The sequence below is a fragment of the Bacteriovorax sp. DB6_IX genome, assembly GCF_000447775.1.
Taxonomy (GTDB): domain Bacteria; phylum Bdellovibrionota; class Bacteriovoracia; order Bacteriovoracales; family Bacteriovoracaceae; genus Halobacteriovorax_A.
In genome coordinates, this window is the sequence record NZ_AUNJ01000105.1 from 1 (window position 1) to 13,353 (window position 13,353).

Sequence of the window (13,353 nt, forward strand, 5' to 3'; positions counted from 1 at the left end):
TAAGACAACACTAATAAATTATGACATGCAGTTTCGGTTGCTTGAATCGAAATGTTGTTCTGTCTATCCAACACCTGTTGTGTTGAATAGACCATTTTCTTTGTTCTATTATATAGGGAGATAAGTTTTGATTTATTGATATAGATCAAAGAAATGAAACTTCTATTGTGACAGAATCAATTCTAATAGGAGTTATTTTTATAGGGCAAATTATGACTAGAAAAAATTGGATCGATATACATCTTTATATTTCAACTTTCTTTCTTCCGTTACTACTTCTTTTCTCTATCACAGGAACACTTTATATGTTGGGTGAAAAGGGAAGCGAGAGTCGAGAACTTGTCCTAACTTTTGAAGCTCCATTGTCAAAGAATATTGATAAGCTTCAATTAGAAATTAATGAAGTTCTCAAGTCTCAAAATATAAAGCCCGACTACGAATATCTTAAGCTTAAAGGGGACTCTATTTATTTGCGACCAACTTCACGAAATCACTATATGATCAAAAGAGGGAGTCCTAATAAATTATATAAAGTCGAGCCCTCTGCACAGAAACTCTTTATGGAGTTACATAAGGGGCATGGCCCAACTTTTTTTAAATATTTCTCAATTCTATTTGGGTTCTCGTTCCTTGTGATTGTATTTTCCGGTGCGTATCTTGGCATTTCTAATAAGGCCTTGAGAAAGAAAACAATCCCCGCTCTTGTAGCAGGGATCGTCGTTTCGGGAATTCTTCTTTTATTGTATAATTGAGTTTATAGATAATCTGGTCTTTCAACATACTCAATCGGATCTTCAACTCCGGCCTTTTGAAATCCACGTAGCCTTAGGGCACATGAGTCACAAACTCCACAGGCCTTATCTCCTCGTGCATAACATGAGTATGAATTAATAAGAGGTGCCTTTAGATCAACAGCTTTTTTAACAATTTCATCTTTAGCAAGATCAATTACAGGAGTGACGATAGAGATATCTCCGGCCTTTGTTCCTTGTTGGATGAGCTTGTTATAGGCTTCGTAATAACTTGGACGACAGTCTGGATATCCAGATGAGTCTTCATTTACGGCACCAATATATATTTTCTTTGCTCCCACTACTTCTGACCATGAAACGGCCATCGCGATAATGTGAGTATTTCTAAATGGAACGTAGCTGTCAGGGATTTCGTCAGATTCTCCCTTGAACTTTTTAACATCAATTCCATCATCGGTAAGTGAGCTTCCACCAATTTGTTTTAGGAAACTTACATCGATGATTTTTCTTAGAGACTTATCAACACCATAGTGATCAGCGATCTTATGGAAACAATCCAATTCTCTTTCTTCCGTTTTCTGTCCATAGTTCAAGTGAAGAAATGCCAAGTCTTCATGTTTTTCATTGGCAATCGCAGCACATACCAATGAATCCATACCACCACTAACGAGAACTACTGCTAACTCTTTACTCTTTGACATTTACTTTCCTTTTCTAGCAATCCTCGGCTGTCTTATTGATGAAAGCGAGGATTTCATCAGTCACTTGTTGGGCCTTTGCCTTCTTCTGTGCAAGATCTCCCTCTGTTTCCTGAATCATAATATAGAACTTAATCTTTGGTTCAGTTCCAGAAGGTCTTAAGTAGAGACGGTTTCCATTTTTAAAGTGGTAACCAATTACATTACTGATTGGGAATTCTAATTTTTCATTAGTCCCTAATTCGAGATCTTCAATTGTGCTGGCCTGATAATCTTCTATAACCTTAATTTTCATTCCACACAAGTGAGTAGGGTGTAAATCACGGAAATGAGACATGATTCTTGTAATTTTTTCAGCACCTTCCTTACCTTTATAAACAAGATTAAGGAGAGTTTCTTGTGAGAATCCAAATTCTTCATAAATCTTATCGAGGGCTTCGATCAGGTTCATCCCTTTCTTCTTATAGTAGAGAGCAACTTCTGACATAAGAGTGACTGAGGCGATACCATCTTTATCTCTTACGTAGTCATATGGAAGGTATCCAAATGACTCCTCTGTTGCGAAGAGGAAGTTCTTCTCAGGATTTTCAACTTCCATTTTATTCATAAGTCCACAGATCCACTTAAATCCAGTTAGGGTATTAAAAGACTCTACACCGTAGTGATCAGCGATGACTTCTTGAAGTGGAGTCGTCACAACTGTTTTTACAAAGTAGCTATTCTCAGGAAGTTTTCCCTGCTCCTTAAGACTTTGGAAAATATAGTGAAGCATAAGGATTCCGATTTGGTTCCCATTAGGATAAACAATTTCTCCATTGTGCTTTAGAGCAACACCAAGACGATCTGTATCAGGGTCTGATCCCATAACGATATCGGCATTCGTCTTCTCCATTAGGTCTACGGCCATCTTAAGGGCCGAAGCATTCTCCGGGTTAGGGCTTGATACGGTTGGAAATGTCCCGTCTGGCTGAGCTTGCTCTTCAACAATTTCAATATTAGAGAATCCAAGATCATTTAGGGCCCTTTGGCAGGGAATTAGCCCCGTACCATGAATTGGAGTATAAACGATTTTCAGATCTTTACCATCTTTATGACACATCTCAGGCGTAATCGCACTTGAGAGAATATCATTGAAGTAAGCATTCTCAACGTCTTCTCCGACCCAGTGAATCTTTCCTTCTTCAACACCCTTATCAAAATCCATGAAGTTTACATCTTCAAAATTAGTAATGGCATTATAGCGATTAATAATATTCTTATCATTTGGAGGCGTCACTTGTGCACCATCATTCCAGTAAACCTTATACCCGTTATATTCAGGTGGGTTGTGGCTTGCCGTAACCATAATTCCAGCTTGAGCATTGTGGTGTCTTACTGAATACGAAAGTAGGGCAACTGGATTAAGTCTCTTATAAATATAGGCGTGAACACCATTGGCGGCCATAACAGCAGCGGCTTCCTTAGCAAATTCAAAAGAAAACATTCTTGAATCATAACTAATGGCCACTTTTGGTTGGTCAATATTCTGAGATTTAGAAAAGTCTAGAACTTCATCGGCAAGGGCCTGCGTGGCTTTCTGATTGTATAAATATTTATTCTATTTGAACCCGAACCGAGGATACTTCTCATTCCACCAGTTCCAAACTCTAGGTCCTTGTAGAATCTCTCTTCGATTTCTTTCTTGTCATCTTGGTCAATTAGTTTTTGGATTTCATCTCTTGATTCTTGGCTAAAGTACGGGTTTTGTGCCCAGGCCATGGCCTTGTCTAGAGTCGTCATCTTTGCTCCCTTATATAGATAGATCAATATTTCGTATTTTAAGAGGCTTATCATCTCAAATTGGCGAGAATGTGGCAATTTTGACTAGGTGTGTTTATGTCTGGCCGGTGTATAATAGAGAAAATGTTGTTATTTCGTTAGTTTACGATTAAATTGTGCTCAGGCAAAAATTAGAATAATTCGATATTTAAGGAGTTTTTATGGCAAATCCTCAGATGAAGCATAGCTCAAATGTGGCAGGGGCTTGGTATTGTACAGACCCTGATGATGATAACGGAGAAGGATGTATCGCATGTAACGTTTGTTACACAGGTGCTCCAGATTTCTTCGCAGAAGATGAAGATGGAAACGCGTATGTAGTTAAGCAACCATCAACACCAGACGAGGTAGAACTTTGCCAAGAGCAAATGGATGCTTGTCCGGTAGCTTCAATCGGTAACGACGGTTAATCAAAGTCTTAAGCCCTCATTTGAGGGCTTCTTTATTTCAAAATCCTATAATTATTTCCCTCGAATTGTTTAAGTAAAATGAACTTGATACTAAGGCAAAAATCATTATTTTGGGGGTATCCATGAAAAAGCTAATTGCTCTTATTGCACTAGCACTTTTATCAGTTCACGTATTTGCAACAGCACCATCTATGAATGTGGTTAAGCTTGCGCAAGAAGCTATTTCAAAAACAGCTGATCAATATTTTGGAGAAGGAACATTCGTTGCCTTTGACAAAATTACTTATGAAAATGGTGTGGCAACAGAAGTCTTCTACACTGCATTTTGGTCAGAAACAACAACAGATCTCTCTTATGATGAGGGTGAGCCAGTATTTTCTCCATACGTAAGTGAGTGTGAGCAGCAATTTGTTTATATTGTTGAGACAGGTAAAGTTCTACTTACAACTCAAGGTTACTGTAACTAATTAAAAATATTGAATATCTTGGCCGGCACTTTGTCGGCCTTTTTTATTTGAACAAGTCGCTTGGAAATAGACGTTTGAAGACATATCGTCTATATTATCAAGACTTTATTCAACGCAAAGAAGGTATAATCACATGTCTAAGCAAACATTACTCTCAGCAAGTACGGCCACAGGAAATTTAACACTAGGAAATTATATTGGTGCTATAAATAACTGGACGAAGCTACAAGAGCAGTATGATTGTTTCTATATGGTGGCAGACCTTCATGCTCTGACTGTTAAGCAGGACCCGAAGCAACTTCAAGAGAGAAGTTTAAGCTTCTATGCTCAATACCTCGCCCTAGGACTTGATCCTGAGAAGAATACAGTATTTATGCAGTCCCACGTTAGTGAGCACTCTGAGCTTGCGTGGATTTTAAATTGTATGACCCCAATGGGCAATCTCAATAGAATGACTCAGTTCAAAGAGAAGTCATTAAAGAATTCAAAGAATATTAACGCCGGTCTTTTTACTTATCCAGTTCTAATGGCCGCGGATATTTTACTCTATCAAACTCATCTTGTTCCTGTCGGAGAAGATCAGAAGCAGCACCTTGAGTTGGCCAGAGATATTGTGACTTTCTTCGCAAATCGCTATGGTGATACTTTTACAATGCCAGAAGCCTATATTGGAAAAGTTGGTGCTAGAGTTATGTCACTTCAAGAACCGACATCAAAAATGAGTAAGTCTGATGATAATGAGAAGGCCTATGTTTCTATTATCGATACTCCTAAGAAGATTCAAAAGAAAATCAAAGGAGCGGTAACTGATACAGGTACGGTTGTTTCTTATGACAAAGAAAATAAACCAGGAATCTCAAATTTGATGACGATTTATTCTGTTCTTAGTGGAATGAGTATGGATGAGATCACAGCGAAATTTGAGGGGAAGATGTATGGGCACCTTAAAGTTGATCTTGCTGATCTTGTTTGTGATACGCTCAAACCTGTTCAAGATAAATATGCTGATCTTATGAATAATAAAGATTATCTCGAAGACATCATGGCCAAGAATGCATTAAAGGCCAAAGAGCGTGCTAATAAAACTCTTATTGATGTCTATAATAAAGTTGGACTTTATCCGGGAAGAAGATAATGAGTAAGCTCTCCTATATTAACGAAGAGGGGCTGACTGTTTTTACGAGTCAGTTCTATCGAAATAGGGGAACATGCTGTAAGAGTAACTGTCTACACTGTCCTTATGGGACGACGGTGAAGAACTTAGGGCTCTCTTTTAGACCAATAGATTGTCTCGAAAAGGCCAACTCATTATTTCAGTCTAGGCCTGAACAAACTAGTGCCATCACTTCTTCACTCTTGGGTTCTGCCTTTGGTGCCCCAAAGAAAGCACATGTGAATATAAGAGTGAATGAAGAGAATAAGGATCATTTTCAATTTGTCTTTTTAAAAGACATTCTTTGTGGGATCGTCGAAGTAAAGGGGAAATCTCTTAAGTCTCTTCACCTAAAAGATGAATTTAAAGATCAAGGCCTAGACGAAGATACTGTTTCGTCATACCTCTAGGGTCACGGAGTTTTCATGGGAAAAATCTTAGTAAAGAAAATGGATCGTGAGCAATTCATGGAACATTATAACACTCTCAAAGACACTCTCTTTGAAAGTGATCATAGTTATAAGCTCTATGAACTTCTCTCTCATGAAGATAAGTCTAAGATGGAGTCTCTTCGTAGAGAGAGGGGAGCAGAAAATATTTTTCGACTCTTTCTGGCCGCATTTGATGATGATAAATTCATTGGTTGGTCCTGGGGATTTGAAGAGGACTCACATACATACTATATGTGTAACTCAGCAGTTCTTCCGCAGTACCGTCGAAAAGGGATCTATTCACAGCTTCTAAGTGAAACCATGGAGATATTGCAACAGAGGGGTTATCAGAAAATCTACTCTAGGCACTGTGCAACTAATAATAGTGTACTTATTCCAAAACTAAAGGCCGGGTTCGTTATTACGAATATGCAGTTAGATGATATTTTTGGTGTTCTCATTCATCTCTCGTATTTTACGAATCCTATACGACGCAAAATACTCGATTACCGAAGTGGTCAGTTAAGGCCTGATGAAGAAATAAAAGAAATTTTTCAGATATAGGAAAGGGCAACATATGTTGCCCTTTTTATTTAGCACTTGCGAAACAAAAGGTGCCTGGCACCTACCAGAAGAAGGAAATTTTGAATTGGAGGTAGTCATCATTTTTAAATGAGGCCAGTTGGGAATTTTTCTTTGGGGAAGAAACAAGATTCGCTTCTAGCTCCCACTTCCAATTTTCGTTTATTCTTCTTGATCCTTCCACACGGAAGCTTGCAAGGTCTGCTGTTTGGTTATTGATAAACCCTCCGGCAAGAAACTCTGTTGACTTTGCATCATTAAGAGCAATTCTCGTTCCAAAGAAAGTGTGATGGTAGAAACCTAGCTGCGATTGCAGCTCCCTTTCATCATAAACCCATTCTGTGAGAACTCCTATATCGAGCCCGGTTTGTTTAATATTAGAGAAGGTATATTCAAAACCAGTCACTGTACTGAGATACCTCTTTTCTCTTTCAGAGTCTCTTGTTAGAACTTCTGTTTTCAGTAACCAATCTCCAACAATATATTGCGCATCGATTGAGTATTGTTGCATCTGTGTGTAGATGGGGGCGAGCTTTCCAGTTGGAAGAACTTTAAAGAATGGATTTCTATTTGTTCCCCTAAAATAACTCACACCCCATTCGAGATCCCCATAGTAGTGAGACCATCTCAGTGCATAATCGATATGATTTTGACCGTCTTTATGAGTGTATTCAACAGTATCTGTGTCTACGACATAGGCGCCACGATATCTTCCTTTCTTTCCTGGAAAAGTCTGTTCTCTAAAATAGGGAAGGACAAAGGCACTGAAATTTCCTAGCCTGGTTTGGTAGTTTAGGTTTAGCATTGGTTGGCCAAGGCGATCTTCACCATCAATATTATCGACGTAATCGATTTGATTAATAACATCAACTAAGTGAATTGATTCTGTCACCCCCCAGAATACTTTACTAATTCCGGCCTTAAGTTCTAAATCTCCGTAGGCACCAGTGAAGCTTAATTCTCTGATATCAGCGTGATTCCTTTCCTCATCGGGATCATCCAAACGCATGTAAGGAGTAAAGTTAATAACCTTACGATCATTTTCCCAAGAGTAGCGAACCTGTGGTTCAAAAACGATGGAGCTTTGCGACTGATCGGTATTGCCAAAGCTTCCTTCATTAAAAAAGTATCGACTTTCAAGAGAGGCCTCTCCTGAGAGCGTAAGCTCTGCAGAAAAGGCCAGAAGAGACGACAAGGAGAGTGCTGAGATAAGAATAAAATTCTTCATTATCTCAACCTCTTTAAAGCATTCTTATTAAAGTCACGCGTACTTATATTTTGATTGAATTGATAATCTTTCCAAATCAGCTTAGTGCTCTTACCTGATTGATGATTGGTCATGTGCATAAGGTCGGCACGCCATTGACCATTGTCATATTTCTTATAGTCTTCATAAACAAGTGTCTTTAAGAGTGAGTCTTTTCTGTCATAGAATTTGATATTTAAGATATTCCAATTCTTCCCATCAACGAGAACAATTTGTTTCGTATATCCTGAGTTCTTGTCGACAGGATATCTTTCTATGAGGTGATTCCCAGCTTGAGTCTCTAGGTACTTATAAGTATATTTCTCAATTTCTTGTGAGGAGATATCTTCATAGGCAAACTCACTTCCCATAAATGGTCCTGACTTATTATTTGAAGAAATCCTCTTCACTCTTTTAAGGGCCGGCAGATAGAGCCACTGATCATCGGCCGTTGTTGCGTGTGAGAAACTTAGAAATGATGTCCCTTTTACATCTCGAGGAGAGTCAAATGTTGTTAAAGACTTATCACCATCTCCTTGAACTTCTAATGTTTTAATTTTCATTAGTCTTGTAGATTTCTGACCTTGTTTATTAAGGAGGATCATCTCAACATTCGCACTCTGATTAACAAAACCATTATTGGCCTTATCTATTTGTTGAGCGACCCATAGGCCTTTATTTGTTTCAGCTTTAACTTGTGATCCAAGTCCTATTGCTAGTAGTGTAATTGAGATTGTTGCTAAGGCATTTTTTAGTTTCATATTTTCTCCTTTTTGCCCGGTACTTTGTTCACTCTTATCCATGAGAGCAAGAACTGCTGGTAAGAATGTAAAATCAATAATGAGTGCGGCCATGATTGTTAGGGCCGATAAAATTCCAAGAATCATATTCATCTTAAAAGGTGAGAAGATGAGAACAGAGAATCCAATTGTTAAAATAATACTTGTGACAACAAGGGCACTTCCGACACTTGAGAAAGCATATTCAATAGCATCTTTTGGTGACATCCCTTTTTCTTTGATGGCACGAACATATTTAGAAAGAAAGTGAACTGTGTCATCAACAACAATTCCCAAAGTCACTGAACTTACGATGGCAATAGCGAATCCTGCTTTACCTACAAAGAGGGACCATAACCCGTAGCTGATTATTGCAGGGATGACATTTGGAAGTAGTGAGATAATTCCATACTTCCAACTTCTAAGTGAAACGATAAGGGTAATTGTAATGAGACCAAAAGCCAGTAGGGTTCCCCATGCCATTGACTTCACATTTCTTTCAGAGATATGTGAGAACATAATCGTAGGGGAAGAGCCAAGAGTGTGCATATGCTTTGGCATATTATTTCTTATCCACTGCTCATTCATTTCGTTATAGTCGAGAATCTGCTTCGTTTCGATATCTCCATAAGTCACAATGACACGTGTTGAGGCCTTATCAACATCGATTTGATTGTTAAGATCTAGACCGTAAGGCAGACTCATCTCATAGAGAAGAAGGTACTGGGCGCTGAGTTCTCTGGAAGCAGGAAGTTTATAATACTCTTCTTTATCTGCATGCATATTCTTATTAAGTCTTTTGAAAGTATCTGTGATTGTCGAGACGTGTGTTACGTTTGGCCGTTTTCTAAGCCACTGCGTGAACTCTTCAACTTTTTCTAAGTAAGAAGGGTTTGAGATACCACCAGATTCACCAGAACTTAAGTCATAGTTCACTTGATAGATTCCCGCTAGGTTCTTCATTGTATATTCGGTATCAGTTCGAAATTGGATCGTTTCATCAAAGTACTTAACAAATTGGTCATTGAGTACAATCTTTGGAACTTGAACAGCAAGAAAAGCTGTAACAAAAACTGTACTTAGCATAACAGGCTTTTTATTTCTTGTGATGAAATTTGCAAAACGAACTTGCCATAGGCTCGATTGGTTTTCTATTTTCTTTGGAGCTCTTAGTGGAAGTACTGTCACTAGAGCAGGAAGGAGTGTGATAGAGAGCAGAAATGCTGCCGTTACACCCATGGCCGTAATATTTCCTAAATCATGGAATGGAGGCGTATCACTGAAGTTAAGTGATAGGAAACCAATTGCAGTGGTAAAACTTGTTAAGAAAACAGGTCTTAAATTGGCGGCCATAGACTCAATTATTGAATCTTTCTTACTATGACCAAGTGACATTGAGTAGAGAATCCCTTTAAGGATATGGATTGAGTCTGCAATTGCCAACGTAACTATAACTGTTGGTGCAATTGAAGATGGTGGAGTAATTGGTATTCCTAGAAATCCCGCGAGCCCCATTCCCGATATAACTGAAAATAAAATAACATGAAAAGTTGCGACGACTGCAAAGAATGATCTGAGCATAATGACCATAAAAAAGAGAATGATCCCATACATAATAGGTGTAAGGGTTTGCATGTCATTCATACCAGCTTCATTAAAAGCATTATTCATCATGGCAAGTCCAGAAAGCTTCACCTCAAATTGTGGGTGTCTTTCTTGAAACTCTTTTGTCATCTTTCTTGTGTATTGTGCGACTTCAGGAATTTCCATTGGGTTCTTTCCTGGGAAGTTAAATTGAATATTGACTCCCGTAACAGAGGCACTTGCGTTGATTAATCTATTTTTAAGAAGCGGCTCGTTTAAGGCGACTTCTTTTATTTGACTAAGCTTCGCTGTGTTGAGGTTTGTCGAGTCATCGACAAGATTTCTTACGATAAGATCATCTTCAATCGCGACTGTGTGCTGAAAGTTAGTAATTGAATCTACTCTAGTTGAGTAGGGAACCTTCCAAGCCGCTTGTGTTAGCTCTTCAATGGCCTTGAGATTTTTCTGGGTGAAGACCTCTTTCGATTTTGGGGTTAAGACAATGATGAGATTGTCATCTTTTGAATAAACATTCTGTAGTTTTTCAAATGCGAGTCGCTGTGGATTGTCCTTACCAAAGAAGTAGCGATAATCGCTACTCATCGTGATCTTTCCCATTCCGCTTCCCAGAAGTACTGAGATAACGACGGCCAAGAGGGAAATGAGAATTGGCCTTTTGGTTACGACTTTTCCAAGTTGGAAACCGTAATTTTCTCTTCCTTTTTTCATTTTAAGTCCTTAATTCTACTTACCTGTAAGTAAGTATTGTGATTAAAAAAATATAGTATTCTAACTTACATGTAAGTAAGTGGGTTATGTAAAAAAAAGCTAATTATTTCAGGCTATTGGCCCAGTCCATAAGAAAACCTGAGAGTTCTTTATGAGCTTGCTTAATATCACCAATATGTTGTCCACATGTCATAATTCCCATAATGGTGATGTGAAGCCTTGTGGCCTCTCGTTGGATATCAATATCTGCTCTGATTTGTCCGTTATCAATTGCATCTTGAAGAAGCTCAACATGGAGGTTTTCAAACATACGATAGAAAGTACAAGACATATCTTGAAGATTTTCTGGTAGATCAGGCTCTTTCACCATTTGAGTACAGACACAAATTCTCGTGCTGTCACATTGATAGGCCTGTTGCCAGAAGAGTTCTTCAGAAGCCTTCATAGCGCCAAAGAAGTCGCCTTTGAATTGTTTGATCAGTTGAGCAAGAAGTTCGAATTGGTGCTCACCATATTTCTTAGTAACTTCAATAGCGAGAGATTCTTTATTCTTGAAATGATAGTGCAGGTTAGCACGAGTTGTTCCCAACTCTTTGGCAATTTGACCGAAGTTAAGGTTTTCAAAACCTCCGGATCTCATTTGCTGTTCTGCTTTTTCTAAGATTAGTTCTCTCATAGCTCTATATTTACTTACATGTATGTAAGTTTCAAGTAATTTTTTGGTATTTCTGTATTTATATCAATAATTCTATGAACTTACTAGAGATGATCTGTATAATAATTACTAGAAAATGGAGGAGAAATCTTATGGATAAGAAAATTGCTCTACAAATGCTCGAGGTAGATCTTAAGCAAATATCGCAAACTCAAATGGGAAGGAGGGCCCTGATTCTCAGTGTTCCTATGCTACTTGCAAGTTGTGCTTCTCCCCAGAAAACTCGCTATAGGGAGGGGGATAACTCTGGCCAGTCGACGACTTTATCTGTGGAAGATGAGAGAAGAATGACTTCTGAGTATCTCTCAAAAATGGAGAAGGACTACCCAACATTAAAAAATAATTACGCACAAAAGTATATTAACGATCTTGGCCATCGCATTGTCGATCGTAATAGTTTAAGAGGAAGGCCTTATCACTATAACTTTAGAATCGTAAACTCAAAGCAAGTGAATGCCTTTGCATTGCCTGCTGGTGAGGTCTTTGTAACAACAGGACTTCTTAAGATGACTGACTCAGAAGCTGAACTTGCTGGAGTTGTTGGTCATGAGATTGGCCATATTAAGGCCCGTCATACAGCTGAGAGAATCCATAAAGCGCAAAAGGAAAAAGGTAAGAGTTGGCTCTACGGAATTGGGGGAGCGGTTCTAGGTGGCGCTGCGGGTTTTGGGCTTGGAAAACTCCTATGTTCAAAGCAGGATAGGGAGTGTTTGGCCCGCATGGCCAAGTATGGTGCCTTAGCAGGCGGTGCAGGGGGCTTACTTATTCAGAAGTATGGTTTCATGGCAAACTCTAGAGAGGACGAAATGGAAGCGGATAGAATAGGATTTAGAACTTCTGTTAACGCAGGCTTTGACTCAAACCATGTCGGGAAATTCTACGAAAAGCTTCTCATTATGGAAAAGAAGCATACTAAAAAAGCTGATCCTATTAGTCGCGCCTTTGTCGATGCGATGTCGACACATCCGCCTAGTCAGCAAAGAGTTGATCAGATGAATGAGATGGAGAGAAAGTTTCCAAAGAGCGGTGTTGTCTCTGGTCAAAGTTATAAGAAATTAATCAAACAAATTTAAGGATAGAAGATGAGATTTTTACCATTACTTTTTATTATTGTTCTTAGCTCATGTGGAACGGCCAAAACCCAATATATTGAAACAAAGTATGATCTTTGTATGAAGAAGTGTAGTCTTCAATACTCTAAATATGAAGCGACTAAGATGGCCACATGTAAGGCCTCATGTATTAAAGATAAGTATGTTCAATAAAAAAGGGGCCGTATAATTGGCCCCTTATTTATTTTATCTTTTGATTATCTTATCTCGTAAAAGTTGTTGCCGTGTCGCAGTTATATTTCTTGTAAAGATTTTGTAGAAGTACTGTTCTGTCTCTGTTGCCCATAATATCAATCATTGTCGAACCAATACGCTGCTTTCTTAAACCTTTTGCACCGTAATTATCTTCAAGATAGTTGATGGCCTCATTAACAGACATCTTCTTTCCATAGAACTCGACGGTTTGAGCGAGAATTTGTGCATCTTCAATTGAAAGCTTCTTTCCTTCAATTTCAACTTCACTCTTTCCTAGCTCTCTATAGTTTTGAACTTTCTTCTGATAGTTCTTAGCACTAATAATTCTTCGTGCAAGAACTGCAGAGTCTGTATGTTGCTTGAGTCTCTTTCTGTCCTTACTCGTACCTGGATCGCCAAAGACGTCGTTATTTGTTGAAAGAAAATCATAACCTAGTTCTGAAAGCTTTTGAGAGTAAACCCAAATCTCTCTTCCTGTTTGAGCATCAATACAAGCATTGAGAACTTGATCTTCATTTAAAGTATCAAGAGGCCTAATTCTTCCATTGTCTAAGTGATTCTCTGAAAAGTCTTCAAACTTAGAACTAAAGTTCTTATTCTGTGCTCTTGATAGATCTCTCATCTTTTCAATAAATTGCTTCCCATATTTTCCATAGACATGGTTCTTAACAGTATCTAAACC

The 13,353-nt window shown here is 38.4% G+C and carries 15 protein-coding genes; 8 read left to right on the forward strand and 7 right to left on the reverse strand.

Annotation, left to right across the window (positions count from 1 at the left end; genetic code table 11):
- The first annotated feature begins 212 nt into the window (after positions 1-212).
- The gene (locus tag M901_RS03340) at positions 213-752 is read left to right on the forward strand and encodes a PepSY-associated TM helix domain-containing protein (RefSeq protein ID WP_021276767.1); all 540 of its coding nucleotides are present in this window, start codon (positions 213-215) and stop codon (positions 750-752) included.
- A gap of 2 nt (positions 753-754) precedes the next feature.
- Here M901_RS03340 and queC read toward each other — a convergent pair whose 3' ends face one another.
- Genes queC through M901_RS16175 form a run of 3 tightly spaced genes read right to left on the reverse strand, consistent with a single transcriptional unit; the run spans position 755 to position 3,229 of the window.
- Positions 755-1,453, reverse strand: a complete 699-nt coding sequence (queC, locus tag M901_RS03345; RefSeq protein ID WP_021276770.1) for a 7-cyano-7-deazaguanine synthase QueC — start codon at positions 1,451-1,453, stop codon at positions 755-757.
- Positions 1,454-1,466: 13 nt separating this feature from the next.
- On the reverse strand, positions 1,467-2,972 hold the full coding sequence (locus M901_RS03350) for a phospho-sugar mutase (protein WP_232422505.1): 1,506 nt from the start codon (positions 2,970-2,972) through the stop codon (positions 1,467-1,469).
- Positions 2,973-2,992: 20 nt separating this feature from the next.
- Positions 2,993-3,229: a hypothetical protein gene (locus tag M901_RS16175; RefSeq protein WP_021276769.1), complete on the reverse strand. Its 237-nt coding sequence runs from the start codon at positions 3,227-3,229 to the stop codon at positions 2,993-2,995.
- A gap of 200 nt (positions 3,230-3,429) precedes the next feature.
- On the opposite strand from M901_RS16175, the gene M901_RS03355 reads away from it, so the two are divergent.
- The 5 genes from M901_RS03355 (at position 3,430) to M901_RS16180 (ending at position 6,293) form a co-directional block, all read left to right on the forward strand.
- Positions 3,430-3,678: a ferredoxin gene (locus M901_RS03355; protein WP_021276771.1), complete on the forward strand. Its 249-nt coding sequence runs from the start codon at positions 3,430-3,432 to the stop codon at positions 3,676-3,678.
- A gap of 122 nt (positions 3,679-3,800) precedes the next feature.
- The gene (locus tag M901_RS03360) at positions 3,801-4,145 is read left to right on the forward strand and encodes a hypothetical protein (protein WP_021276773.1); all 345 of its coding nucleotides are present in this window, start codon (positions 3,801-3,803) and stop codon (positions 4,143-4,145) included.
- 133 nt (positions 4,146-4,278) lie between these two features.
- Positions 4,279-5,280: a tryptophan--tRNA ligase gene (gene trpS, locus M901_RS03365; RefSeq protein WP_021276766.1), complete on the forward strand. Its 1,002-nt coding sequence runs from the start codon at positions 4,279-4,281 to the stop codon at positions 5,278-5,280.
- Positions 5,280-5,708 carry a DUF5522 domain-containing protein gene (locus tag M901_RS03370; RefSeq protein ID WP_021276763.1) on the forward strand — a complete coding sequence of 143 codons (429 nt, stop codon included), beginning with the start codon at positions 5,280-5,282 and terminating at the stop codon, positions 5,706-5,708. The genes trpS and M901_RS03370 overlap by 1 nt, the downstream gene beginning before the upstream one ends.
- A 15-nt stretch (positions 5,709-5,723) precedes the next feature.
- On the forward strand, positions 5,724-6,293 hold the full coding sequence (locus tag M901_RS16180) for a GNAT family N-acetyltransferase (RefSeq protein ID WP_021276776.1): 570 nt from the start codon (positions 5,724-5,726) through the stop codon (positions 6,291-6,293).
- Between the two features lie 61 nt (positions 6,294-6,354).
- On the opposite strand, the gene M901_RS03380 is transcribed toward M901_RS16180, so the two are convergent.
- From M901_RS03380 to M901_RS03390, 3 genes are all read right to left on the reverse strand, one after another.
- Positions 6,355-7,539 (reverse strand): hypothetical protein, encoded by a 1,185-nt coding sequence (locus tag M901_RS03380; RefSeq protein WP_021276768.1) that lies wholly within the window; start codon positions 7,537-7,539, stop codon positions 6,355-6,357.
- Positions 7,539-10,649, reverse strand: coding sequence for an efflux RND transporter permease subunit (locus M901_RS03385; protein WP_021276775.1), 3,111 nt, complete (start codon positions 10,647-10,649; stop codon positions 7,539-7,541). The genes M901_RS03380 and M901_RS03385 overlap by 1 nt, the downstream gene beginning before the upstream one ends.
- Positions 10,650-10,752: 103 nt before the next feature.
- Entirely contained in the window at positions 10,753-11,325 is a 573-nt protein-coding gene (locus tag M901_RS03390) for a TetR/AcrR family transcriptional regulator (protein ID WP_021276772.1), read from the reverse strand.
- A 131-nt stretch (positions 11,326-11,456) separates the two neighbouring features.
- Here M901_RS03390 and M901_RS03395 point away from each other — a divergent pair, with 131 nt between their 5' ends.
- On the forward strand, positions 11,457-12,437 hold the full coding sequence (locus tag M901_RS03395; protein WP_021276765.1) for a M48 family metalloprotease: 981 nt from the start codon (positions 11,457-11,459) through the stop codon (positions 12,435-12,437).
- Between the two features lie 9 nt (positions 12,438-12,446).
- Positions 12,447-12,629 carry a hypothetical protein gene (locus M901_RS03400; RefSeq protein WP_021276774.1) on the forward strand — a complete coding sequence of 61 codons (183 nt, stop codon included), beginning with the start codon at positions 12,447-12,449 and terminating at the stop codon, positions 12,627-12,629.
- Positions 12,630-12,678: 49 nt separating this feature from the next.
- On the opposite strand, the gene M901_RS03405 is transcribed toward M901_RS03400, so the two are convergent.
- A partial coding sequence (locus tag M901_RS03405; protein ID WP_021276762.1) for a hypothetical protein occupies positions 12,679-13,353 on the reverse strand: 675 nt, incomplete at its 5' end.